The organism is Pseudomonas sp. PB101, assembly GCF_009764265.1.
Lineage (GTDB): Bacteria > Pseudomonadota > Gammaproteobacteria > Pseudomonadales > Pseudomonadaceae > Aquipseudomonas.
In genome coordinates, this window is record NZ_RWIR01000024.1 from 77,959 (window position 1) to 102,457 (window position 24,499).

Below are 24,499 nucleotides of genomic sequence, written 5' to 3' on the forward strand. Positions count from 1 at the left end.
TTTTCCATGCAAGCGCTTCCTGAATTCAAACGAGTGGTCACCGGTCACGATCAGCAGGGCCAGGCCATTGTCGCCAGCAACGGGCCGACGCCGAACGTGTTCGCGCTGTCGGCGGTGCCGGGCACGGTGTTTCATGAACTGTGGAACAGCACGACCACCCCGGCTTCGCTCGACAACGCCAGCGACCCCAGCAACAAACCCCTGCAACTCAGTCCCGGGGCACAGGGCAGTGTTATCCGGGTGGTGGATATTCCGCCGGACAGCGTGCAGAACCAGGTCAGCGCTGAAGATGCCGCGGCGGTGTTCGCCGAAATCGGTGAATCCCATGCAGGCACCGGCCAGCGTGACTCCAGGCATAAATTGATGCACCGCACCGAGACCCTCGACTACGGCATCGTCACCGAAGGTGAAGTCTGGTTGGTGCTGGATGAGGAAGAAGTGCACCTCAAACGCGGCGACGTGGTGGTTCAACGCGGTACCAATCATGCCTGGAGCAACCGCACCGAAGCGATGGCGCGCATGGTTTTCATCTTGCTCGACGGGCGCTATGCCGATGAATTGAGCAACGGCAAGGGAGCATCGGCATGAAACTCGCCACCCTGAAAAACGGCAGTCGCGATGGTCAACTCGTGGTGGTTTCGCGGGATCTTGCCTGGGCGCTGGATGCCCGTTCCGTGGCGCTCACCTTGCAGGAGGCCATCGAGAACTGGAGTCGCGTCGAGCCGCGCTTGCAGCAGCTGTCGAATCAGTTGAATGCGGGCGAGGCGGCGGGTGCCTTTGCCTTTGACCCTGTCGAGGCGATGGCGCCACTGCCCCGCGCCTATCAATGGTGCGATGGCTCGGCCTTTCTCAGCCACGGTGCGCTGATGCAGAAGGCTTTCAATCTTGACCCCATCGACGGCGTCGAACACACGCCGCTGATGTACCAGGGTGCCGGCGACGATTTCATTGGCGCACGCGACGACATCGCGCTGCCGAGCGAGAGCCAGGGCATCGACTTCGAAGGCGAGTTTGTGGTGCTGGTGGATGATGTGCCCATGGGCTGCGGCGCCGAACAGGCGCAGCAACATATCAAGCTGATCCTGCAGATCAACGATGTCAGTTTGCGCGCCCTGGCCCCTCGGGAAATGCGCACGGGCTTTGGATTCTTGCAGGCCAAACCGTCCTCCAGCTTCGCGCCGCTGGCCATCACACCGGACGAATTGGGCGATGCCTGGCGCGACGGTCGCGTGCATTTGCCATTGCAGGTGCACTGGAATGGCCAGTGGTTTGGTCATCCGCACGGCGGGCAGATGAACTTCAGTTTCGGCCAGTTGATCGCTCACGCCGCGCTCACCCGCAGGCTGCGCGCCGGCACGCTGATCGGCTCCGGTACGGTCTCCAATGCCGAAAAAGCCGCGGGCTCGGCGTGCATCGCCGAGCGCCGTGCCATCGAGATGATTGAGCATGGCGCCGCCCAAACCGGCTTCATGCGCTTTGGCGACCGCGTGCACATGGATGTCACCGGCAGCGATGGACAGTCGCTGTTCGGCGCAATCGATCAATGCATCGTTCAGGCCCAAGGCTGAGGAGCGGCTTATGCGTGTGTTGATTACCGGTGCCAATGGTTTTGTCGGCCGTGAGCTGGTGCGTTGCCTGCTGGCGCAGGGCAACTTGCGAGGGCAAGCCATTGGCACGTTACTGGTGCTGGATAGAGACTTGCAGGACTTGCCGGACGACACCCGTCTTCGCCGTCATTTCGGCAGTGTGACCGACCCGGCCTTGATGCGTCGGGTATTGGCCGACGGCATCGACGTGGTGTTCCATCTGGTCAGCATTCCAGGTGGCGCGGCAGAAGAACAGTACGAACTCGGATACCAGGTCAATCTGCTGGCCAGCCTGGAATTGCTCAACCAGCTGCGCAACAAAAGCCAGCCGCCTGTTTTGGTGTACGCCAGCAGCGTGGCGGTGTACGGCGGGGTTCTTCCGGCACGCATGAACGAGACTGCCGAACTGCGTCCCGAATTGTCCTATGGCACCCACAAAGCCATGGTGGAAAGCGCCATCAGCGATCTGGCCCGGCGCGGAGATGTGGACGGTCGTGTGTTGCGCCTGCCAGGCATCGTCGCCCGACCCCGCGAACCCAACGGGTTGCGTTCTGCATTCATGAGCGACCTGATGCGGGCCTTTGCCGAAGGTGAACCCTATCAATGCCCGGTCTCGCCAGAGGCGACGGCGTGGTGGATGTCCGCCCGCTGTTGCGTGAACAACCTGATCCACGCTGCGGAGCTCGATGGCGACGTGCCTGGAACTCAACGGGTGTGGCAGTTGCCGGTGCTGCATTTGTCGATTGCCCAGGTCATCGATGCATTGGCTGAGCGTTACGGGCAGGAGCGCCGCGCATTGATCAGCTTCGCGCCTGACGCTCGCCTGGAAGCATTGTTCGGACGTCTGCCGCCATTGAAAACACCTCAGGCGCGCGCTGCCGGTTTCAGCCATGACCGCAACGCTGCCGCGCTGGTGCGCAATTCCCTGAATCCCGCGGCCCCCCGACGCTTGCCGCTCACCGGAGAGACCTTTGATGTCATTGCCAACCAAGCCTAAACGTCGTCTCGTCGACCTCTCGGTCACCTTGGACAATAACCCCTACACCGATCCGCCACCGTTGTTGCCGAAAATCGATTACATGGATCACCAGCAAGGCTGGCCGGAGATGGCGGCGATGTTCCCGGGTTTGCAACTCGAGCAGATGCCGGGCAACGAATCCTGGGCGGCCGAGCGGCTGCACATCACCACCCACAGCGGAACGCACATGGATGCGCCCTGGCATTACGCCTCGACCACCGACGGCGGCCAGCCGGCGTTTGGCATCGACGAGTTACCGCTCGATTGGTGCCTGCAACCGGGTGTGAAGCTGGACTTTCGGCACCTGGCGGACGGTCATGTGGTGACCGCCGACGAGATCGAAACCGAGCTGGCGCGAATTGGCCATCAATTGCAGCCGCTGGACATCGTGCTGATCAACACCCGTGCCGGCGCGTTGTTCGGGCAACCGGGTTATCTGGATGCCGGCGTCGGCATCGGTCGTGAAGCCACGATGTATCTGCTGGAACGTGGCGTGCGGGTCGTGGGCACCGATGCCTGGAGCTGGGACGCGCCGTTCAAGTACACCCGCGAGCGCTTTGCAGCCGATGGCGATGCCTCGATCATCTGGGAAGGGCACAAGGCCGGGCGCGATATCGGTTATGGGCAAATGGAAAAGCTCGCCAACCTGGAATCCCTGCCGGCCAGTGGATTCGTGGTGTCATGCTTCCCCTACAAGATCAAGCACGCGTCGGCCGGATTTGTGCGAGCGGTAGCGATATTCGAAGAGTAGGGCGCCTGGGGGAACAGCAGGAAAAGTCCTCGATCAAAACACAACAAGAGAAACAACATGCCTCTTTTTCGTCTGCCGCAAACTTTATTGACGGCCATGCTGGCGTTGGGCAGCAGTCTGGTCATGGCGGCCAGCGCTGAATCTGCACAGCCCAATATCCTGCTGATTGTGGCCGATGACCTGGGTTACTCCGACCTGGGCAGCTATGGCGGTGACATCAGTACGCCGACCCTGGATCAGTTGGCCCACGATGGTGTGCAGTTCACCAACATGTACGCGGCGCCCACCTGTTCGATCACGCGTTCGATGCTGATGTCCGGCACCGACAATCACCTCGCCGGGCTCGGCACCATGGCTGAAGCGCTGCAACCCTTTCAACGCGGCAAGCCAGGTTATGAGGGGTATTTGAACCAGCGATCCTATTCAATTGCCGATCTACTGAAAAAAGGCGGCTACAGCACGCTGATGGTTGGCAAGTGGCACTTGGGGCTGGAGGCGGATCAAGGCCCGGATCAACGGGGGTTCGAGCAGTCTTTCACTTTGCTTGAGGGCGGTGCTGCACACTTCAAACCCTCGAGTGTCGATCCGACTAAAATCGAGCAAGTGCACTATCGTGAAAACGGCAAGGCCGTGACGTTGCCGGACAACTTTTACTCCACGGATTTCTACACCGACAAGCTGATCAGCTACCTGCAAAACAGCAAAAAGGACGGCAAGCCGTTTTTCGCCTACGCCGCCTACACCTCGCCGCACTGGCCGCTACAAGCACCCAGGGAATACCTGGACAAGTACCAGGGACAATTTGATCAGGGGTATGACAGCGTACGTCTGGCCCGGATCGAACGGATGAAAAGCCTCGGCCTGATAGCCAGGGATGCCCAGCCTGCGAATCCGCTACCGGTCAATCCAACGTTGCCGGGATGGGACCAGTTGAGTCCTGAACAGCGGCGTGTCGAGTCGAGGAAGATGGAAATCTACGCCGCCATGGTCGATAACCTTGACCATAACATTGGCCGGGTGATCGATTATCTGCGCGAGAGTGGGCAGTACGACAACACGTTGATCGTGTTCATGTCGGATAACGGTGCGGCCGGGGAGAACCACACCCAGTTCTATCCGCCGGGCGTGCACACTGACAATGGCTTTGCCAACCTCGGGCAGAAGGGTTCTCAGATCGACTATGGCCTGCGCTGGGCCGAGGTCAGTGCAGCGCCGTTCCACTTGTTCAAAGGCACCACCGCCGAGGGCGGCATCAGCGTGCCGGCGATCATCCAACTGCCCAAGACACTGCGTCGCCAAGGCATGGAGCGCGGTGTTGCGCGGGTAGATGACCTGGCACCAACCTTTTTGGAACTGGCGGGTATCGCATTGCCAAACGAAGCGCCAACGGACACGAGTAAACACCCGATCACCGGTAAATCAATGCTGTCAATGCTTGCCGGTAATGGCAGCCCGCACGGCAACGACAGCCTGGCCGGAGAGCTGTTCGGCAATGCTTATTACCGAGAAGGCAATCTCAAGCTGTTGGGCCTGCGACCCCAGGCAGGCTTTGGCGCAAGCGTGCAACCGTTGCAATGGCAATTGTTTGATTTGGCACAGGACCGTGGCGAAACCACAGACCTGGCTGCCTCCCAGCCTGAGACGGTGCAGCGGCTCAAGGATGCCTGGTTAAAGTATGCAGAGCAGGTGGGCGTGGTGTTTGCGACGCATTAACCCTCAGTCCTTGCGTGTTCCGGAACGTTGGGAATTGAACGTTTGAACGCCCGGCTTTATTAGCGGTGCCCAAGTGTTTCAGCATTCTTTATCCACGCATCAAGCGCTCTGACCATTTGATTGACCTCACTGTCGTCCCGCTCCGAAGGGCGGACGATGGCGTTCCAGGCGATATCCAGTCCGTCATTCAGGGCGGCCCACGCCAATTCCCCGCGCTCGAGACTGGGGGTCACCAGGTCGCGTTGCAATATGCTGATTCCGTAGCCTGAACGCACCAGTTCGACGATGGCTTCGATCAACTCCACGGTGATCATGCGGCGCGGCAAGATGCTGGCGGGGGCGAAGAACCGGTCGTACTCCCAACCGCTGGCGCGATCGGTCGAGTAGGTCACCAGGTTGTAGGTCTTGAAGTCTTCGGCGTAGATATTCGTCCTGCCCGCCAGGGGATGGTCGGTGGCCATGATCGCAATCAGGTCATCGCGAAACAGCGGCAGTTTTGCCACGCCACTCGGCACCATGCCGTCATCGATGATGGACACGTCGAGCCGGCCTTGCATCAGGCTCGCGTAAACGTCATCGCGGGGCACGGTGACCAGGGTGATTTCGATGTCGGGCCGAAGGCTGGAATAGTGCTTGATGAATTTCGGAATCCAGCGAAACGGGCCGTAGGAGGTGACGCCCATGCGGACAAAAGCGGTGACGCCACCGGCCATGGACCGGGCCTCGGACTCGGCCTCATTGAGTATCGCGATGATGTCCCTGGCGGCTCGCTCCAGGCGCACACCGGCAGGGCTGAGCCGCAGTTTTCCGCCCGATCGTTCCGTCAGGTTCACCCCAAGCCGCCGCTCGGCTTCGCGAATACGATGACTCACAGCCGAAGGCGTCAACCATAGACGCTCGGCCACGGCTGTGACCGAATCGACTTCCGACAGGGTTTTCAACATCACAAGGTGATCGAGCGTCAGTCTCATGGCAGGCGACCTGAAAATAATTCACAAAATTGCGTAAAATTATGAGCGTGACTTGTTTTTGGTGCCGTTGCAATCTGAATCCAGCAGAGCCCACCGGAGACCAACAACAATGACTAACCTGCCTTTCACACCTGTATTGACCCTGGGCGATATCGTCGACCTGGAGCGTTACCCCATTACCGATCGCAGCCATCCCGCTTACCTTGAACTGGTCGCTCAGAGCCAGTCGTTGCTGGGGCAGGAGGGCGTTGCAATCTTCCCGGGGTTCGTTCGCGATCAATCGGTTGTCGCCATGGCGGACCAAACCCTGGCACTGCACCCGCGCATGTTCCATTTTCGGGAAAAGCACACGGTTTATTTCAAACCCCAGGAGGAGGGCGTCGATGCGCAGCATCCGCTGCGACGGCTGATGGACACCGAAAAAGACACCGTGGCTTATGCCGATATTCCTGCCGACCACTCGATCCGGCAGATCTATCAATCGGACGATGTACTGTGTTTCATCAAGGATGTGCTGAACCTGGACGCGCTCTATCGGCACGCCGATCCGTTGGCCGCCCTCAACCTGCAGGGATTCACCGCAGGGCAGCAGCTGGGATGGCATTTCGATCGATCCGACTTCAGTGTCACGCTGTCCCTCCAGGCGGCGAGCGCCGGTGGGGATTTCGAGTACGTGCGCATGCTGCGCAACGAAAACGACGATTGCCATGACGCGGTCAGGCAGTTCCTCGATGACCCGAAAACCCAGCAGGTGGAAGTGCTGCCGCAAGTGCCGGGCACCCTGACATTGTTCCGTGGTCGCTATTCACTGCATCGGGTAACGCCGGTGGAAGGGGACCGGTTGCGGCTCAACGCAGTGTTCGCCTATGTGGATCAACCCAATGTCGAATTCAGCGATTATGCCCGCCAACTGTTTTACGGGCGCACCACGGTCGAGCCATTGGTTTGAGTGTCACCCATAACAATAACTGCAATTGATTCACGCCTTTGCTTCACGTGTTTGCGGCCGGTTTATTCCTGTGTCGCACACAACAGTTCGCTGCCCCCAATAATAATGATTCGGAGCGTCTGATCATGAAAAGCAGGAAGAAGTTGCTGGCCTCGTTGCTCACTCTTGGCTTGCTCGCCGGTAGCGCGTCAAGCCAGGCGGCAGGCTGGTGTGAGTCGGGCAAGCCGGTGAAGTTTGCCGGCCTGAACTGGGAGAGCGGGATGCTCCTCTCCGACATCATGATGATCGTGCTCAAGGATGGTTATGGCTGTGCGACCGATCAATTGGTGGGTAACACCATCATTCTCGAGACCGCCCTGGCCGCCAACGACATCCAGGTGTTTGGCGAAGAATGGATGGAGCGCAGCGAGGTCTGGAAGAAGGCGGCGGCAGCCGGCAAGGTCATCGGCGTTGGTGCGCCGATCATCGGTGCGACCCAGGGCTGGTACGTCCCGCGTTACGTCGTCGAGGGGGACGCCAAACGCAATCGACCGGCGCCAGCACCCGACCTCAAGACAGTCGCCGACCTGAGCAAGTACGCCAGTGTTTTTCACGATGCAGAAGAGCCGTCCAAGGGCCGGTTCTATAACTGTCCCGCGGGCTGGATTTGTGAGCAGGACAATACCGAGATGCTCAAGGAATACGGTCTTGAAAATACCTTCACCAACTTCCGCCCGGGCACCGGCGCTGCGTTGGACGCGGCGGTCCTGTCCAGCTATAAGCGCGGCGAGCCGGTACTGTTCTACTACTGGTCACCGACTCCGCTGATGGGGCAGATCGATGCGATCAGACTGGAAGAAAAGACCGGGGCCAACAAAGACGTCGTTACCATGGTCGGGCTCTCCAAGGCCTTTCATGAACAGGCGCCCGAACTGGTCGCGGTCCTGGAAAAGGTCAATATCCCCATCGATCTGCTGAATCAGAACCTGGCGAGAATGACCCGCGAACGTATCGAGTCACCGAAGCTGGCCAGGATGTTCCTCAAGGAACACCCGGAAGTCTGGCATGCCTGGGTCGACGAAACCGCCGCCAAAAAGATCGAGGCAGCGCTTTAACCGAGCCTCCAGGGCAAGGACGCCCGCACTCTGCAACGCCCCTCTGAACTCAATCTCTTGACTGCTTCTACACAAGAAGTGGCGCCTCTTTGCGTCCGGGAATCATGAACATGATCAAATCACGAGCGGCTGTCGCCTTCGCGGCGAACCAGCCTCTGCAAATCGTCGAAATCGATGTGGCGCCGCCGCAAGCCGGCGAAGTGCTGGTGCGCATCATCGCGACCGGTGTCTGCCATACCGATGCATTTACCTTGTCTGGCGCCGATCCCGAAGGGATCTTCCCGGTCATCCTTGGCCACGAAGGCGGCGGTATCGTCGAAGCGGTTGGCGCGGGCGTGACGTCACTGGCGGTGGGCGACCATGTGATCCCGCTGTACACCCCGGAATGTGGCGAATGCAAATTCTGCAGGTCCGGTAAAACCAATCTTTGCCAGAAGATCCGTGCCACCCAAGGCAAAGGCCTGATGCCGGATGGCACCAGCCGCTTCTCTTATGAGGGGCAGCCGATCTTTCACTACATGGGCACTTCCACGTTCTCGGAATACACCGTGCTGCCGGAAATCGCCCTGGCCAGGATTCCCCGGGATGCGCCACTGGAGCAGGTTTGCCTGCTCGGTTGTGGAGTGACCACCGGGATTGGCGCGGTGCTCAACACGGCCAAAGTGGAAGAGGGCGCCAGCGTGGCGATCTTCGGCCTGGGCGGCATCGGCCTGGCAGCCATTATCGGCGCCACCATGGCCAAGGCTGGCCGGATCATCGCGATCGATATCAACCCGGCCAAGTTCGACATCGCCAGGCAACTGGGCGCTACCGACTTCGTCAACCCCAGGGATTACGACCGACCCGTCCAGGACGTGATCGTCGAGATGACAGAAGGCGGTGTCGACTACTCCTTTGAATGCATTGGCAACGTCCAACTCATGCGCGCGGCTCTGGAATGCTGCCACAAAGGCTGGGGCGAGTCGGTAATCATCGGTGTCGCCGGCGCGGGCCAGGAAATCAGTACCCGACCGTTCCAGTTGGTGACCGGTCGCGTCTGGCGCGGCTCCGCCTTCGGCGGCGTCAAAGGTCGCTCGGAGTTGCCGAGCTATGTCGAGAAGGCTCAGGCCGGCGACATCCCGCTGAATACCTTCATCACCCACACCATGGGGCTTGAAGACATCAACAAGGCCTTCGAATTGATGCAGGAAGGCAAGAGCATTCGCACAGTTATCCATTTTTGAACAACAAAGAGAGCATCAAAATGAGCATCTTCACCCATGTCACCGTCGGTACCAACGACCTGCAAAAAGCCCGAGGTTTTTACGACAACGTACTCGGCGCACTCGGCCAGAAACGCATCGCCGACCTGGAGGACAATGGTTCCATCTGGGGCGAAAACGCGCCGTCTTTCTTCGTTTTGAAGCCGGCAAACGGCGCGCCTGCCAGCGTCGGCAACGGTGTCACTGTCAGCTTTGAAGCACCGGATCGCGCTGCTATCGATGCCTTCCATGCGGCCGCCCTGGCCAGCGGTGGCACCGACGAAGGCGCACCCGGGCCACGGGGCTGGGCACCCAATGCCTATGCCGCCTATGCCCGGGATCTGGACGGCAACAAGCTGGCCGCGTACTGCTTCAAGGCAGACTAAGCCCTATCGGGGCTTCGCATTCCTCCTTTGAGCGGGCCCCGGCATGACTCCCGCGAGCGTTTCATCGAACCTGCCATAATCCTGGCGGGTTCGATCCCCGCCACTTTCAGAAAGCGACGCTGATTCCCTGCCATCCGCTTCCAGCCATTAAAAAAAGCACCCCTTACTCCCGGATATCATGATTTTTCACAATCATGAGCCTTCCTTATAGTCCTCCCAAGCCCACTTGGAACACGGTTGTGTTTCCCTTGATGCGAGAGACTTTTATGGAAAACAGGAAACGTGCCGTCCAGGCGTCGGAGGTCGGGATCGGGACTCGAGTCGTATGGGGCGGAGAGCAAGTTCAACATCCCTACAATGCGACCCAGCCCCCCATCGTGGTCAGTGCCGCCTATGGCTATGACGACATCGATAAGTGGTACGACGTGGCATTGGGAAAGGAACCCGGCTTCATTTACAGCCGGATGAGCAACCCCACTGTCTCTGTCCTGGAAGATAAACTCTGTGAGCTCGAAAACGCAGAGTCAGCTGTAGCTTTCAGTACCGGAATGGCTGCGATCAGCGGTGTACTGCACACCTTCCTTTCCCATGGGCAGCGTGTGATATCTACACGTGACAGCTACGGTGGAACGAACAAGATATTCGAGGAGTTTCTTCCACGCATGGGTGTGCAAGTCACCCTTTGCGATACGCTCGACACCGTGGAACTTGAGCAGGAGATCGCGAAAGGCTGCAACGTCCTGTACCTGGAAACACCCACGAATCCAACGCTGAAAATCGTTGATATTCGGCGCCTTGTGGCAGCGGCGAAGCGAGTGGGTGCTTTGGTTGTTGCAGACAACACATTCGCGACGCCGCTGAATCAGAATCCGCTCGCTTTAGGCGTTGATGTGGTTGTGCACAGCGCGACCAAATTCCTGTCCGGTCATGGCGATGTACTCGGCGGCGTGGTGTGCGGCGCGGAGCATTTGATGGTGCAAGTTCGCCATTACCGCGAGATCAATGGGGCCTCGCTGGATCCTTTTTCGGCGTATCTGATCATCCGCGGCATCAAGACCCTGGCGCTGCGTCTTCGCCAGCAACAGACGAGCGCACAACTGTTGGCCGAGTACCTCTGTACCGAGTCGCTGGTCGAATCGGTGAACTATCCGGGATTGCCTCAACATCCAGGTCATGACATCGCCCGTTCGCAAATGAACGGATTCGGCGCCATCGTCAGCTTCGTGCTCAAAGGCGGCATGGACACTGTGACTCGTTTGCTCCCGCTGCTCAGATATGCGCATCGGGCGGGTAATCTGGGCGCAGTCGAGACCATCTATGGGCCCGCACGGACAACCAGCCACGTGGAAAACACCCTGGAAGAACGTCAGGCACTTGGCATTTCCGAAGGTTTGGTTCGAGTGTCCGTAGGTATTGAAGAATCAGCAGATTTATTGGCGGATCTAAAACAAGCCTTCGCCTTAGTGCGAAGTACACAAGGTGATGCAAACCTTCACGCCGACAGTGCCCGACGTTTAATTGAGGCAGGAGCCTGAATAGGAGCAGGACTTTCGACATTCATCTTAAGCCCTTCATGAAGAATGAAAATAATAAAATCCAGCGACAGCAAAATTGTACTGCCCAACAGCCAGTTACAAGGCGTTTGTCCGAACATTTCATGAGACTACCACTATGTCCACACAGATAGATAAACAGCCAGATCCAAACTCGCATTTCAAAAAGGAAATGCAAACCCGTCACATCGTTATGTTGGCGTTGGGCGGTGTGATCGGTACGGGGTTATTCCTGACCTCCGGTTACACGGTTAATCAGGCAGGGCCACTCGGCGCAGTGATCGCCTACATCATCGGTGCAGTGATGGTGTATCTGGTCATGGTCTGTCTCGGTGAGTTGGCTGTACAGATGCCGGAAACCGGATCTTTCAGTAGCTACGCAACGCGATACCTGGGCCCAGGCACAGGCTATACAGTGGCCTGGCTTTACTGGCTCACGTGGGCAGTCGCTATCGGTTCAGAGTTTACCGCTGCGGGCATTCTGATGGTTCGGTGGTTTCCTGATACACCGGTGTGGATTTGGAGTGCGCTGTTTGCCATTGCAGTGTTCTTGAGCAATGTTGTCTCTGTCCGGTTGTTTGCGGAGACTGAGTTCTGGCTATCGCTGATCAAGGTTCTGACCGTTATCACCTTTATTGCGATCGGCGGAGCGGCAATTTTCGGTCTTTTGCAAGTACAGAACTTGCAGGGAGCGGGACTTTCCAACTTCACCCGTGAGGGGCTCTTCCCCACCGGGTTCTTACCCATTGCAATGACCCTCCTGGCGGTTTCCTTCGCATTTTCCGGAACCGAGCTGATCGGGATTGCGGCAGGTGAAGCGCAAGATCCACAAACCAGCGTACCCAAGGCAATCCGCACGACAGTGGTACGTTTGGCGCTGTTCTTCGTGGGGACTATTTTCGTCCTTGCGACGTTACTGCCACGAGAACAGGCGGGGCTGGTAGAAAGTCCGTTCGTCATGGTGTTCGAGCTGATCGGCATCCCATACTCTGCCGACATCATGAACTTCGTCATTCTTACGGCACTGATTTCCGCTGCCAACTCGGGGCTGTATGCAGCATCGCGCATGCTGTGGACATTGAGCGATCAAGGACACATGCCTAAACGCTACGCCAGGCTCTCCAGTCGTGGCACTCCGGTGAACGCCATCGTTCTCAGTATGGCCGGTGCCGTGGCTTCTCTGCTCAGCAGTGTGTTCGCCCCTGATACGGTTTACCTGGCCCTGGTGTCCATTTCCGGTCTGGCGGTCGTCGTCGTGTGGATGAGCATTGCTGCAAGCCAGATCGCGTTCCGTCGTCAATACGTCGCCAATGGCGGACGCGTTGAAGACCTGCATTTCCGTGTACGCGGCTACCCGTGGGTGCCTATCGGTGCGATTTTGTGTTGTCTGCTGGCCTGTGTGGGTATCGCTTTTGATCCTGAGCAGCGAGTGGCGCTTTACTTCGGCCTGCCCTTTATCGCGTGGTGTTATTTCGTTTACTGGATCACTCGAAACAAGAGGGCAGAGCGGTTGGCTTTAGCCGCAGCGGCTCATTCCTCTAGCCCCGCGTGAATTTCTCAGGCAATGATTGAGCATAGATAAAGTCCTGATGAGGTTGCGCCGATGAGTCAAAAGTCACTACCACCCTTGAACTGGTTGAGGGCATTCGAAGTATCGGCGCGTTATTTGAACTTTACCCACGCGGCCGAGGAGCTCCATTTGACTCAAGGGGCTGTGAGTCAGCAGATCCGTCAGTTGGAAGGTCACCTCGGTGTGGCGCTGTTCAAGCGCTTGCCCCGAGGGCTTGGCTTGACCGAGGAAGGGCAGTCGTACCTGCCTGTCGTACAAGACGCGATCAGTCGCCTTGCAGTCGGTACAAACGAGATTTTCGGCCAGCACAATCGAAGACATTTGAAGGTGCGTGGCAGCCTGTCCTTTCTTCACTATTGGTTGGCCCCCCGGCTCGCGGATTTCTGTCGGGAGTATCCGCAGATTGATATTCGATACATCAGCAACATTTGGGTGAAAGAACCGGACGGCGAGGATGACCTGGAGATTCGCTGGGGATGTGGTGAGTGGTCGGGCTTGCACGCTCAACGATTGACCTGGGACATCCTCCTGCCTGTTTGCTCCCCAACGCTCATGGCCAGCTCACCCATCCATGAGCCTCGCGACTTGATGAACCATTCCCTGCTTCATGTGTTGGGGTACGAAGAAGGTTGGGGTTACTGGTTGAAGCGAGTGGGAGCCGGCGACGTCGACTATTCCCGTGGCCTTCAGTTTGACACGCTGATTTCCACGATCCGCATGGCCGAGTTGGGGCAGGGCGTTGCGCTGGCACGCTCTTCCGTGGTCGAGGACTTGCTCAAGAGTGGGCAATTGGTTGCGCCATTCAGTCACCGAATCGAGGCCAGCGAGTCTTTTTATCTGGTGCACGAACAGACCGAAGCGCTATCGCCGGATGCCGCAAATTTTTCTACCTGGCTGGTGGCTCAAGCCCATCGCCTTTTGTAATACCGATTGGGAGGGGCCATGGATTATGTAAGCACGCGCGGCGGTGACATGCGGGCGGATTTTCGCAGTGTGGTGCTGTCGGGGCTCGCCGAAAAGGGTGGTCTGTATGTCCCGACCCGTTTGCCGGTATTCACCGAGCAACAAATCACCAGTTGGTCATGGCTGCCGTTTGATGAACTGGTATGGCGGATAATCTCGCCTTTCGTTGGTTCTTCCATAGACGAAAGCACCCTGCGTGGTTTGCTCAGTGACAGCTATCAGCAGTTCAAGCACCGTGCGATCACGCCGCTTGAACAGATCGGGCATAACGAGTGGATACTCCAGCTGTTTCATGGTCCGACCGGTTCTTCCAAGGATTTCGCCGCGCAATTGCAGTCGCGCCTGGTCGAGCATTTTCTGAAGGAGGTCGGTAAGGAAGCGTTGGTGGTCGGTGCAACCAACGGTGATACCGGCCTCGCCGCGCTTGAAGCCTTTGCTGACAGCCCGGCCACCCGCATGGCGATACTGTATCCGCGCGACGGGCTCGCGCCTGAGCAACTCAGTGCCTTGCAGGCAGCCGACCCGCAGCGGGTTCAGCTGTTTGCAGTTGACGGCAATTTCGATGATTGCCAGACGCTGGTCGCCCGACTCTTGCGTGAGTGGCCGTTGGACGGAGTGTTACCGGTCTGTTTCAACTCGACCAACTGGATCGGCGTTCTGGCGCAGATCGTTTTCTACTTCCACGCTGCGTTGCAACTGGGCGGTGGCTCGCGTCCCGTTGGCTTTAGCGTTCCCGCTGCCAGCTCGGCCGAAATCTACGCTGGTTATATTGCGCAAAAGATGGGATTACCCATCAATCAGGTGATCATTTCCACCAACAGCAATGATGCCCTGCACCAGTTTTTTCATTGCAATCGCTACTCCACCCGGATGACGAGTCGAACCGTATCGCCGGCGATGGACTTCTCGTTGTTTTCCAACCTGGAGCGGTTTGTCTGGGAGATTTACGAGCACGATGGCGGCTCAACAAAAGCGCTGATGGAGCATTTTGAAAGTTGCGGAGAAATGAGCATCGGCAATCAGCAATGGCTGCGTGCCCGAGTACTCTTCGACTCCTATGCGGTAGACGAATCCCAGGTGCGCGATGAGGTGGTCGGGCTGTTCCGGGAGACAGGCTCGGCCATCGATCCTCACACCGCTGTCGGTGTACTCGCCGGCCGGCTTCATCGGCGCAGCCTGGGGGCGCCAATGGTCACCTTCGGGCAAATTGCGCCGGTCAAGTCGGCGGCGCTGTTGGCCGAACTGGGTGTCTGGCAAGCAAGCGTCGCGAGCACTGTCGAGGTGCTCGCGCAACCGCCTTACCTGGCCAAGGGCGATCTGGAGGGGCTGTGCCAGGCTCTTCGTCTGGCACAACAGAGGTTTGCATGAAGCGCATTCTGGATCCGCTGGACGAACGCATTCTGGCCGAGCTTACCGCCAATGCGCGCATAGCCCACATCGAACTGGGCGCCAAGATCAACTTGTCGCGCAATGCAGTGCGCCAACGCATCGAGCGTCTTGAGCGCGACGGTGCGATCCAGGGCTATACGGTACTGCTCGGTGAGTCGCGGCGGCCGACGTCGCTTATCAGCGCGGTGATCTTCGTCTACCGCTACGACCGCATGCGTGGCGAGGAAGTACTGGCTGCGCTGCGCTCCATTCCCGAAGTCGTGCAGTGTGAAGTACTCAGTGGCGAGTTCGACTTGATGCTGCGCGTGAATGCCGCCACGCCTGAACGCGTCCATCTCGTGTGGAAGGAAATCGCGGCCATGCCAGGGGTGGAAAACACCGTGACATCGTTCGTCCTTTCGGCGGTGTTCTGAAACATCGTGCTTGGGCAAAACGCCCAACTAATACAGCAGACTGCCATATTCAACTGCCAAAGCCCGGCTCTTAGGATGTTCCTGTCGAACAACATCAATAAAGGAACAGCGTTCATGACTGAGTACAAAATTGCCTTGGTAGGGTTTGGTGGCGTGAACCGTGGCTTCGCCCAATTGGTCGCCGATCGTAATGCCGAGTGGAAAGAGTCCCTGGGCTTCACGGTCAAGATTGTCGGTGTCACCGATCTGTTCCTCGGCTCCATCGTTGCCAAAGACGGTCTGGATGCAAAGCAGCTGGTTGCGCTGCCGGTTGAGAAAGGCGCATTCGCTCAACTGCCCGGCGGCAATGCCGAGGCCTTCAACGAAACCGTGATCAAGCATTGCGGTGCAGACATCATCGCTGAGGCCACTTTCACCAACCCGGTGGATGGCGAGCCCGCCACTACTTTTTGCCGCTGGGCCCTGGAAAGTGGCATTCATGTAGTAACCACCAACAAGGGACCTATTGCGCTGCACGGTGCCGAACTCAAGGCATTGGCCCGGCGCAACCAGGTGGCTTTCGAATACGAGGGGGCGGTGATGAGTGGCACCCCGGTGATTCGTCTGGCCCGGCAGGCCTTGGCAGGTGTCAACGTACAAGGCTTCGAAGGCATCCTCAACGGCACTTCGAACTACGTGCTCACCCAAATGAAAGACGGCATGACGTTCAACGATGCAGTCACGCAAGCGCAACAACTCGGTTATGCCGAGGCAGATCCGACCGCCGATGTGGAAGGGTTTGATGTGCGCCTCAAGGTCGTGATTCTTGCCAACGAACTGCTCGATGCGCGATTGAGTGTCAGTGATGTGGCATGTTCGGGTATCAGCGGCATCAGTCCAGAAGATATCGCTGAAGCAAGCGCCAATGGCGCGAGCTGGAAATTGATTGGCTCAGCCAATCGTGAAGCCGATGGCTCGGTTCGAGCGAGTGTCGAGGCCCGTCTGCTGCCCAATGCCCATCCTCTGGCAGGTATTGCCGGCGCCACGAATGCCGTGTCATTCAATACCGAACTGCTCGGCGCCGTCACGGTATCCGGGCCTGGGGCAGGGCGTATCGAGACAGCCTTCGCATTGCTGTCGGACATCGTCGCCATCCACACCGCCCACGGCAAATAACAGGAGATAGTCATGAGCGTATCCAGCATGGCCAGTATCCAGCTTGTTGAAACCAAACAGATTGATGTGTTCAGTCCATTCGATGGTCGCTTGGTAGGGAGCGTCCCTTGCCTCGATGCAGCCGCCGTTCCTGGCCTGCTGGAACGCGCACGAATCGGCGTGCGCGAGAGTGCGGCAATGCCTCGTCACCTGCGTGCGCGCATTCTTGAGGACGCCGCCCGGTATGTGGAGCTTGAGTCTGAAGCATTTGCCAGGCTGATCGTTGCCGAAGCGGGAAAAACGCTGCGACAAGCAGAGAAGGAAGTGAAGCGTTGCGTGAACACGTTGAAGCTTTCGGCAGAAGAGGCGCGTCGCAACGCCGGGGAAGTGATTCCATTTGGGGCTTATGAAGGATCGGAGTCGCGCCAAGGCTGGTTCACGCGGGAACCCTTGGGGCTTATCGTCGCAATCACGCCCTACAACGATCCGCTGAATCTGGTCGCCCATAAACTCGGCCCGGCAATCGCCGGTGGCAATGCCGTGATTTTGAAACCCTCGGAACTTGCGCCACTGTCTGCTCTCAAGCTCGTTGAGTGCTTGGTCAAAGCGGGTCTTCCACCCTCTGTGATTACCCCGGCTACGGGGGGCGTCGACCTGGGTAAAGCCTTGGTGGAGGTACGCGAAGTTCGGATGATTTCCTTTACCGGTGGTTTTGCCACGGGAGAGGCCATCGCTCGTAGTGCCGGGTTGAAGAAGCTGGCAATGGATCTGGGAGGAAATGCCCCGGTTCTCGTGCTTGAAGATTGTGATATCGAACCGACAGTCGAGTCCTGTGTGTCTGGTGCTTTTTGGGCAGCAGGGCAGAATTGCATCGGCACGCAGCGCATCCTTGTCCATCGTTCAATTTACGAGGACTTCCGTGAGCGTTTTGTCAGTCAAACGCGCGAATTGGTAGTGGGCGATCCTGACCAGCGAGCAACGGATGTAGGTCCGATGATTACGGAACAGGCGGCGCGTCGTACCGAGCAATTGGTCAATGAGGCTCTGGCCGAGGGCGCTGTGCTTCTGTGTGGGCACCATCGCCAATCGGGAAGCTATGCGCCGACCGTGCTGGAGCATGTGAGCCATGGCAGTACGATCTGGCAGCAGGAAGTCTTCGCACCGGTGGTTATCCTGGAGCCTTTTGACCACCTGGAAGACGCTGTCGCTCTGGCCAACACAACAGAGTACAGCCTGCATGCAGGTCTGTTCACACGTGACATTTCCAAGGCTTTGAAACTGGCGCGTCAGATTGAAGCGGGTGGCGTGATGATCAATGACTCTTCCGACTATCGTTTCGATGCCATGCCTTTCGGTGGTTTCAAGTACGGAAGCCTGGGGCGCGAGGGTGTTCGATTTGCGTATGAGGACATGACGCAGCCTAAAGTGGTCTGCATCAGCGAGCTGGATTGAACCCAAGGGGTAAATTGCCATTGGCTCCCATCGGGTGGACGCTTGTTTCTGCCGCCCGATGCCCCCTGTAGTTATGATTTCTGCGTTTGCGTACCCCCGCTATCGCTATGTCCAATATAGCCTGAGCATAGGCGCTTATTCCATAAAACAAGTACATAACTATTTTATAGTGCGTTTTAATCTATGCAGATATTCTGAATTGATTGGAGCACTTGTCTTTGAAAACTAAGGCGCTTTTACCTTTTGGCCTGGCACTGCTGGCTACCTGCTCGACGGCTTTCGCGGGCGCCACTCTGGATCGTGTAACCAGCAGCGGGGAGCTGACCGGCGTGCTGATGGAAAGCTATCCGCCATTCTCCTTTCTCAATGAACAGAACCAACTGGACGGGTTTGACGTCGATGTTGCCAAGGCCGTTGCGCAACGGCTAGGGGTGAAGCTGAAGTTGCAGACACCGTCCTGGGATGTCATCGCAGCCGGACACTGGAACGGACGATATGACATCTGCGTTTGCTCCATGACCCCGAGCAAGGCGCGGGCCGAAGTGTTCGACTTCCCGGTTGAGTATTACCAGTCACCGGCCGTGATCGTGGTGAATGCCAAAGACAAGGGCATTGTCACGGGCAAGGATCTTTCGGGTAAAAAAGTCGGTGTGATCAGTGCGTCGACCTATGAAGCCTATCTGAACAAGGATCTGGTGATCGAGGGCGCCGAGGACAAGCCGTTGAGCTATCCATTCGAAAGCGTCCAGGTCGCGCCATACGACAACGAAACGGTAGCTTTCCAGGATCTGGCCTTGGGCACTGGCGTGCGTCTGGATGCCATGGTCACCAACCTCATCACCGCTCGTGAACGCATCGCCCAGGATCCGCGTTTCAAAATTGCTGGCGACACGCTGTATGCAGAGCCCAACGTGGTAGCGATCGAAAAGGGCGATCCGCAATGGAATGCCAAAGTCACTGAGGTCGTCACCCAGCTCAAGGCCGACGGCACATTAAGCAAGATTTCACAGAAGTGGATCGGTGCCGATATCAGCCAATGACAGCCCTCAATCCACACCCGGCCAAGGCGGCTCTCGCCCCCGACACCGAGACGCGTCGTTTCAGCCCGCTACCTGGTTTTCGCACTCGCCTGTATTTGACCTGGACAGTGCTGTTCGGCCTGTGCGTCATGTTTTTCATGAGCTTCGATCTGAAGTTCTCGATCATTGTGCAGAAGTTGCCCAACCTGATGGGCCTGCATTTGGGGCCTGACGGTTTTTTGCAAGGTGCCGCGCTGACGCTGTTCCTGTGCTTCTGCTCGATCTGGCTTTCGTTGCTCCTGGGCTTCGTGACGGCGCTGGCGCGCCTGTCCCGCAGTGCAGTGGCTTTCGGCATTGCCAGTTTCTATGCGTCTTTTTTTCGCGGTACTCCGCTGCTGATCCAGATCCTGCTGATCTACCTGGGGCTGCCGCAGTTGGGTGTGGTTCCTGGCGCCATCAGCGCAGGGATCATTGCGCTCTCGCTCAATTACGGTGCCTACCTCAGCGAGATTTTTCGTGCCGGCATCATGGCTGTAGCACCCGGACAGCGCGAAGCGGCGATGGCCCTGGGGCTGGGGCCGGTGGCAACGTTCCTGCACATCGTCCTGCCGCAAGCCATGCGCACGATCATTCCCCCGACAACCAGTCAGTTCATTTCAATGCTCAAGGACTCCTCGTTGATATCGGTGATGGGCGTCTGGGAAGTGATGTTCCTGGCGCAGTCGTACGGTCGTTCGTCCTATCGCTACATCGAAATGCTCACCACGGCAGCCGTGATCTATTGGCTCCTGTCCATTGGACTGGAGTTGATACAGAACCGTCTTGAACGCCACTACGGCAAAGGTTTCAAGCATCAGCGCTGATCCGCCCGTTTAATGACTTTTTACAGGTACTACGATGTCCGATCCAAAACCTCTGTTGTTTGCGTTATACGAGCAAGCCAGTGTTGGCTGTGGCGGCGCGCCGAGCCTCTGGACGCACCCGGCTGACGAGCGACTGACCATCAACTCGCTGGGCTACTGGTCGAACCTGGCACGCATTGCCGACCAGGCTCATCTCGACATGCTGTTTTTTGGTGACGTGCTGGGTTTCTACGATGTGTTTGGCGGCAATGCCGACGCGGCCATGAAGTGGGCGGTGGAAGCGCCGGCCAACGATCCGTTGATGATCATCCCGGCATTGGCCGCCGTGACGGAAAACCTCGCGTTCGGCGTGACTGTCACCACCAGCTACGAGCATCCTTTCACCCATGCCCGGCGCTTCAGCACGCTGGATCACCTGACCAATGGCCGGGTCGGCTGGAACATCGTCACTTCCTACCTGAACAGCGCCGCTCGCAACTTCGGCCTGGAGCAGATGATCAAGCACGATGATCGTTATGAACGCGCCGAGGAGTTTCTCGATGTGGTTTACAAACTCTGGGAAGGCAGCTGGGCAAACGATGCCGTGGTGGCCGACAAGTCTCGCCAGGTCTATGCCAAGGGCGATCGCGTGCGACCGATCAATCATGTTGGCGAGCATTACCGGGTGGCCGGGCCGCATTTGACGTCCCCATCTCCGCAACGCACACCGTTGCTGATCCAGGCCGGTTGGTCAGGCCGTGGTCGTGAGTTTGCGGCCAAGCACGCCGAACTGATTTTCATCGCCAAGTCCAACCCGCTGGAGATTCGCCAGGGCTTGGAAGATATATGGACACAGGCCAGGGCACGCGGGCGTCAAGCCGGGGATGTCAAATCACTGACCGTACTGCGCATCGTCACGGCCAGGACCGAGATCGAAGCCCAGCGCAAATATGACGAACTGCAAAGCAACTATCACTTGCAAGCGCAACTGGTGAGTTATGCCGGCGACACCGGTATCGATATCAGCCGCTACGCGGACAGCGACGCGTTGTCGACTCACACTGAAGGCATGACGTCCTACGTGATGCGCCCTGATGGCAGTGGCAAGCCCTTGACCGCCGGCGATGTCAAACAGCGCTTCGCCAACGTCACCCGGGGCAGTGACCTGATTCTGGTGGGAACGCCGCAGCAGGTGGCCGATCGCATCGAGGAGCATGCACGGATCTCCGGCACCAGCGGCTACATGCTCAACCCGCTGATCAGCCCGGGCAGCCTCGAAGACTTTGTTGAACTGGTCATTCCTGAACTGCAAAAGCGTGGTTTGTATCGCACCCAGCCACAGAGCGGTACTTTCCGTTCGCGGTTACGGGGCGATGGCGCTGACCATTTACCGGATTCTGCTTATGGCGCCTCGTTCCGCTTTTAAGCAGGTTTTTAGAGTGGATGTGCCTGTTCCGTCAGGCTTTTAGGTGAGGTACCAAAATTGGCAGAGGCACTTGCCAAAGGCACGAGCACATCCTATCCATCCTTCTTTCCAATGAATTGATCTGGGACCAGCAAAGGCGGGACGTCGGGATGGCGATGGCAACGCAGAAATTGAACCTGGCCGTGAATCAGCATCTGCTCACAAACAGCCATGCTATCTGAGTGCAGGCGTACAGCAGCAACGGTTGATTAATTAACCCGTAAAAAAATGGTTCTTCACGGATTACCGGGAAACTGTAGGAGACGGCTTGCCGGCGATGGACTCAAGTGCGCCGCGTTTATTCGGTTCACACGCGTTATCGTTAACGACCATCGCCGGCAAGCCGGCTCCTACAGGGGACCATGTGACCTCCAAGACAATGAAACCAATAACCCATAACGTAACTTCGCAAGGGGCTGGTAGCGTTTGACAGAGCCAGGACTGCAGAGCAGGGCGACTCGGCAAACTGCGAGCTCAATCACTGATGTTTGATGATGTTCTGCAGAATCAACGGGCCACCCAGGCCCAGCAGTTTTCCGCCATCGGTCGTTGTGCCAAGAGAAATGGCTGCGAAGCCCAGTTTTTCCACCAGAGCGGTTACGCTGGTGTTGGCGTCTTGATCACGACCCCATAAAAACATCACACGTCGTCCGCCGTCTTGCGCCGGCTCTTTGGCGAGCAGTGCTGCCGGAAGTTGATTAAAGGACTTGACTACCCTGGCGCCAGTGAATGCGGCCGCCACGACGTCAGTTGAGGCCTGGTCGCCCAGTTCCTGAGGCGGCACGCCATAGGTGTTCATCGCGTCAATGACGATCCTGTTGTTCCAGTTCGCGTGTGTCCCACCGATATTGCGATGAGCGCTGAACGGAATGGCCAAAATCACGACGTCTGCAGCCAGTGCCTCTTCGAGAGTTTGTGCTGCGACCGTGCTTCCCAGTTCATCGGCAAGCAGCGCGAGGCTCAGTGGGCCACGGGTGTTGGCTATCCCGACGGGAATGCCGTTTCGGGCGAATTGGCGGGCGAGGGCAGTGCCCACTTTGCCGGAACCGATGATGGAATAAGTCATGTCGATATCCTCAAAAGCGATAAAAGAACGGGAGGCTGGTCGTGATCACGCGCTAATGGCAGCTATGTCTTCTAGTGCTTGAGCGATGGCTGCATCCTTGACCTGCGCATTGATCGCCAAACCCTCTGCGCGGATAACGGTCGTATCGCTGATTCCCAGAAAACCTAGCAGCAGCCAGATCTCGTGGATTTGAACGTCACGAGAACGATGAGCTTTCACGTAGCATCTGAATAGACGGTATATTGAGATGTTAAGTATCTTTATTTGAGATGGAGTGATAGGGAAATGCTCGACGGCGTATCACTTGATCAGTTGCGAACCTTCATTGCGGCAGTGGATGAAGGCAGTTTCTCGGCGGCGGCCAGAAAGCTCAATCGAGTCCAGTCGGCCGTCAGTGGTTGGGTTGGCAGTCTGGAGGATCAGATGGGTGTCGTGCTGTTCGACCGCTCAGGGCGACTTCCCAAGTTGACGCCTCAAGGTGCGCTCTTGCTTACCGATGCACGCAACATCGTGTCTGGGGTAGACACTTTGAAGGCGCGCGCCAAACTCATGGCTTCGGGGCTCGAACCAGAATTGTCGGTGGTGGTGGACGTGTTTTTCCCGACATCGGCGATCACCGCCGTCGTCAAGGAGTTCGCTGAGCGCTTCCCGTTGACTCGTCTCAAAATATTCGTCGAGGGGCTTGGGGCTGGCTATCAACCCATACTGGACGGTCGTTGTAGCTTGGGTATCCTGGCTTCGTTACCCATTACATTTCCGACCTTGTCCAGCGAGCGAATCGGTGAGTTTTCGCTGGTGATGGTGGCCGCCGCCGATCATCCGTTGTCCAGCCTGAGTGGCAAACTATCCAGGCGGGAACTGGCCAAGCACATTCAACTGGTGCTGACTGATCGCTCGGAAATGTTGGCGGGCCAGGACTATGGCGTGATGTCGCCTTCGACGTGGCGCCTGGCCGATCTATCGACCAAGTACGCTTTCCTGAAAGATGGTGTCGGCTGGGGCAGCATGCCGTTGCACATGATCGAACAAGACTTGGCGTCCGGCACCTTGGTTATGCTCGATGTCGAAAGCATCCCCAGAGAGGGGGTGAAGATCGATATTTCTGCGGTTCACGCGACCAGTACGTTGCCCGGGCCGGCTGGGCGGTGGTTGATTGATCGTATGCACGATTTGAGTCATGGAAAAACCGTCCATCAATCGTCATTTGAAGAATGAACCGTCCTTGGTTTGTTTCTCTGGATGGGCCCAAGGGCACCGGAAAAACCACACTGCTGGAAGCCGTCACGAAGGCACTGAGGGCAGACAACAGGAAGGTGATCCGGCTTTGCGAGAGAAAAAGCGATCCCTACAGGGGGCAAACAATGGCCCTCGTCAACGAACTCGCCAGAAATCCCGACAGGGATCTGGAGTTGGAGGTTTGTGAGCGCTTTGCTGATAGCCGTAGGTGGATTTCGCAGCACGTGCTGCCGGAACAGCCACCGGGCAGCATTATCCTGATGGATCGCTGGTACCCGTCAGATGCTGCGTTTCGCCGGCTGATCCCGTTTGCAGAGATTCTACGGTTGAACATTGATCGAGGCGTGCAAGTGCCGGATCTGCATGTGGGCGTTGTCACCGACCCTGATATTTCATGGGCAAGGGCAGCGGCACGATCCCGTGGGTTGGGCAGTACCGTGATCCATAACCTGGAAGAACAGATCGCGTGTACCCAGGCGTTCGAGCGAGCGATTGCAGATCACGCCTGGGTTTTATGCCGTAACGAAGGAACGATCGAAGATGCAACGATGCAGGTTGTTGCCGAGATCCTTAAAGCGCTTCATCAGTCCGAAAACTTCAAGCCCTCCATGCCATCCGTGTGCACTGCACATGTGAAAAACTGAGCCCCCTTGTTGGCTACATCAAACGCAAGCATTGGATCGGCGAG

Annotated in this window: 24 protein-coding genes and 1 pseudogene; 21 read left to right on the plus strand and 4 right to left on the minus strand. The window is 57.7% G+C overall.

Annotation, left to right across the window (positions count from 1 at the left end; translation table 11 throughout):
• The first annotated feature begins 6 nt into the window (after nt 1-6).
• The 5 genes from EI969_RS06990 to EI969_RS07010 are packed head-to-tail and all read left to right on the plus strand — an operon-like array spanning nt 7 to nt 5,068.
• Nucleotides 7-588 (plus strand): cupin domain-containing protein, encoded by a 582-nt coding sequence (locus EI969_RS06990; RefSeq protein ID WP_160386796.1) that lies wholly within the window; start codon nt 7-9, stop codon nt 586-588.
• Nucleotides 585-1,568, plus strand: coding sequence for a fumarylacetoacetate hydrolase family protein (locus EI969_RS06995; RefSeq protein ID WP_160386797.1), 984 nt, complete (start codon nt 585-587; stop codon nt 1,566-1,568). Before EI969_RS06990 ends, EI969_RS06995 begins: the two co-directional genes overlap by 4 nt.
• 10 nt (nt 1,569-1,578) lie before the next feature.
• Complete coding sequence (locus EI969_RS07000) at nt 1,579-2,583, plus strand: NAD-dependent epimerase/dehydratase family protein (RefSeq protein WP_160386798.1); 1,005 nt, start codon at nt 1,579-1,581, stop codon at nt 2,581-2,583.
• The gene (locus tag EI969_RS07005; RefSeq protein WP_110658374.1) at nt 2,561-3,355 is read left to right on the plus strand and encodes a cyclase family protein; all 795 of its coding nucleotides are present in this window, start codon (nt 2,561-2,563) and stop codon (nt 3,353-3,355) included. The genes EI969_RS07000 and EI969_RS07005 overlap by 23 nt, the downstream gene beginning before the upstream one ends.
• A 57-nt stretch (nt 3,356-3,412) precedes the next feature.
• Entirely contained in the window at nt 3,413-5,068 is a 1,656-nt protein-coding gene (locus tag EI969_RS07010) for an arylsulfatase (RefSeq protein WP_160386799.1), read from the plus strand.
• A gap of 59 nt (nt 5,069-5,127) precedes the next feature.
• Here EI969_RS07010 and EI969_RS07015 read toward each other — a convergent pair whose 3' ends face one another.
• Entirely contained in the window at nt 5,128-6,039 is a 912-nt protein-coding gene (locus EI969_RS07015; protein WP_160386800.1) for a LysR family transcriptional regulator, read from the minus strand.
• A 109-nt stretch (nt 6,040-6,148) separates the two neighbouring features.
• Between EI969_RS07015 and EI969_RS07020 the strand changes: the two genes are divergently transcribed.
• The 14 genes from EI969_RS07020 to EI969_RS07085 all read left to right on the plus strand — a co-directional run bounded on the left by EI969_RS07020 (nt 6,149) and on the right by EI969_RS07085 (nt 21,470).
• Nucleotides 6,149-6,988 carry a hypothetical protein gene (locus EI969_RS07020; RefSeq protein WP_160386801.1) on the plus strand — a complete coding sequence of 280 codons (840 nt, stop codon included), beginning with the start codon at nt 6,149-6,151 and terminating at the stop codon, nt 6,986-6,988.
• 125 nt (nt 6,989-7,113) lie between these two features.
• On the plus strand, nt 7,114-8,082 hold the full coding sequence (locus EI969_RS07025) for an ABC transporter substrate-binding protein (RefSeq protein ID WP_160386802.1): 969 nt from the start codon (nt 7,114-7,116) through the stop codon (nt 8,080-8,082).
• 110 nt (nt 8,083-8,192) lie between these two features.
• Nucleotides 8,193-9,305, plus strand: coding sequence for an S-(hydroxymethyl)glutathione dehydrogenase/class III alcohol dehydrogenase (locus EI969_RS07030; RefSeq protein ID WP_160386803.1), 1,113 nt, complete (start codon nt 8,193-8,195; stop codon nt 9,303-9,305).
• Between the two features lie 20 nt (nt 9,306-9,325).
• On the plus strand, nt 9,326-9,709 hold the full coding sequence (locus tag EI969_RS07035; protein WP_160386804.1) for a VOC family protein: 384 nt from the start codon (nt 9,326-9,328) through the stop codon (nt 9,707-9,709).
• A 266-nt stretch (nt 9,710-9,975) separates the two neighbouring features.
• Nucleotides 9,976-11,244, plus strand: coding sequence for a cystathionine gamma-synthase family protein (locus EI969_RS07040; RefSeq protein ID WP_160386805.1), 1,269 nt, complete (start codon nt 9,976-9,978; stop codon nt 11,242-11,244).
• 136 nt (nt 11,245-11,380) lie between these two features.
• Nucleotides 11,381-12,814 (plus strand): amino acid permease, encoded by a 1,434-nt coding sequence (locus EI969_RS07045; RefSeq protein WP_160386806.1) that lies wholly within the window; start codon nt 11,381-11,383, stop codon nt 12,812-12,814.
• A 51-nt stretch (nt 12,815-12,865) separates the two neighbouring features.
• Nucleotides 12,866-13,756 (plus strand): LysR substrate-binding domain-containing protein, encoded by an 891-nt coding sequence (locus tag EI969_RS07050; protein ID WP_160386807.1) that lies wholly within the window; start codon nt 12,866-12,868, stop codon nt 13,754-13,756.
• An 18-nt stretch (nt 13,757-13,774) separates the two neighbouring features.
• Complete coding sequence (gene thrC / locus EI969_RS07055) at nt 13,775-15,163, plus strand: threonine synthase (protein ID WP_160386987.1); 1,389 nt, start codon at nt 13,775-13,777, stop codon at nt 15,161-15,163.
• Nucleotides 15,160-15,597: an Lrp/AsnC family transcriptional regulator gene (locus EI969_RS07060; protein ID WP_030130664.1), complete on the plus strand. Its 438-nt coding sequence runs from the start codon at nt 15,160-15,162 to the stop codon at nt 15,595-15,597. The genes thrC and EI969_RS07060 overlap by 4 nt, the downstream gene beginning before the upstream one ends.
• Nucleotides 15,598-15,711: 114 nt before the next feature.
• Nucleotides 15,712-16,752, plus strand: a complete 1,041-nt coding sequence (locus EI969_RS07065) for a homoserine dehydrogenase (RefSeq protein ID WP_160386808.1) — start codon at nt 15,712-15,714, stop codon at nt 16,750-16,752.
• A gap of 12 nt (nt 16,753-16,764) precedes the next feature.
• Complete coding sequence (locus tag EI969_RS07070; RefSeq protein WP_160386809.1) at nt 16,765-18,183, plus strand: aldehyde dehydrogenase family protein; 1,419 nt, start codon at nt 16,765-16,767, stop codon at nt 18,181-18,183.
• Nucleotides 18,184-18,401: 218 nt separating this feature from the next.
• Nucleotides 18,402-19,223, plus strand: coding sequence for an ABC transporter substrate-binding protein (locus EI969_RS07075; RefSeq protein ID WP_160386810.1), 822 nt, complete (start codon nt 18,402-18,404; stop codon nt 19,221-19,223).
• Nucleotides 19,220-20,065, plus strand: a complete 846-nt coding sequence (locus EI969_RS07080) for an amino acid ABC transporter permease (protein WP_160386811.1) — start codon at nt 19,220-19,222, stop codon at nt 20,063-20,065. Before EI969_RS07075 ends, EI969_RS07080 begins: the two co-directional genes overlap by 4 nt.
• Before the next feature lie 34 nt (nt 20,066-20,099).
• On the plus strand, nt 20,100-21,470 hold the full coding sequence (locus EI969_RS07085; RefSeq protein WP_160386812.1) for an LLM class flavin-dependent oxidoreductase: 1,371 nt from the start codon (nt 20,100-20,102) through the stop codon (nt 21,468-21,470).
• Nucleotides 21,471-21,487: 17 nt separating this feature from the next.
• On the opposite strand, the pseudogene EI969_RS30475 reads toward EI969_RS07085, so the two are convergent.
• From EI969_RS30475 to EI969_RS07095, 3 genes and pseudogenes are all read right to left on the minus strand, one after another.
• A pseudogene (locus tag EI969_RS30475) lies at nt 21,488-21,712 on the minus strand (LysR family transcriptional regulator); the annotation flags it as partial.
• Nucleotides 21,713-21,987: 275 nt separating this feature from the next.
• On the minus strand, nt 21,988-22,575 hold the full coding sequence (locus EI969_RS07090; RefSeq protein ID WP_160386813.1) for an NADPH-dependent F420 reductase: 588 nt from the start codon (nt 22,573-22,575) through the stop codon (nt 21,988-21,990).
• 45 nt (nt 22,576-22,620) lie between these two features.
• The gene (locus tag EI969_RS07095; protein ID WP_160386814.1) at nt 22,621-22,794 is read right to left on the minus strand and encodes a hypothetical protein; all 174 of its coding nucleotides are present in this window, start codon (nt 22,792-22,794) and stop codon (nt 22,621-22,623) included.
• 66 nt (nt 22,795-22,860) lie between these two features.
• Here EI969_RS07095 and EI969_RS07100 point away from each other — a divergent pair, with 66 nt between their 5' ends.
• Together EI969_RS07100 and EI969_RS07105 are read left to right on the plus strand one after the other, a co-directional pair.
• Nucleotides 22,861-23,790 carry a LysR family transcriptional regulator gene (locus tag EI969_RS07100; protein ID WP_160386815.1) on the plus strand — a complete coding sequence of 310 codons (930 nt, stop codon included), beginning with the start codon at nt 22,861-22,863 and terminating at the stop codon, nt 23,788-23,790.
• Entirely contained in the window at nt 23,787-24,455 is a 669-nt protein-coding gene (locus EI969_RS07105; protein ID WP_160386816.1) for a dTMP kinase, read from the plus strand. Before EI969_RS07100 ends, EI969_RS07105 begins: the two co-directional genes overlap by 4 nt.
• Nucleotides 24,456-24,499: the final 44 nt, after the last annotated feature.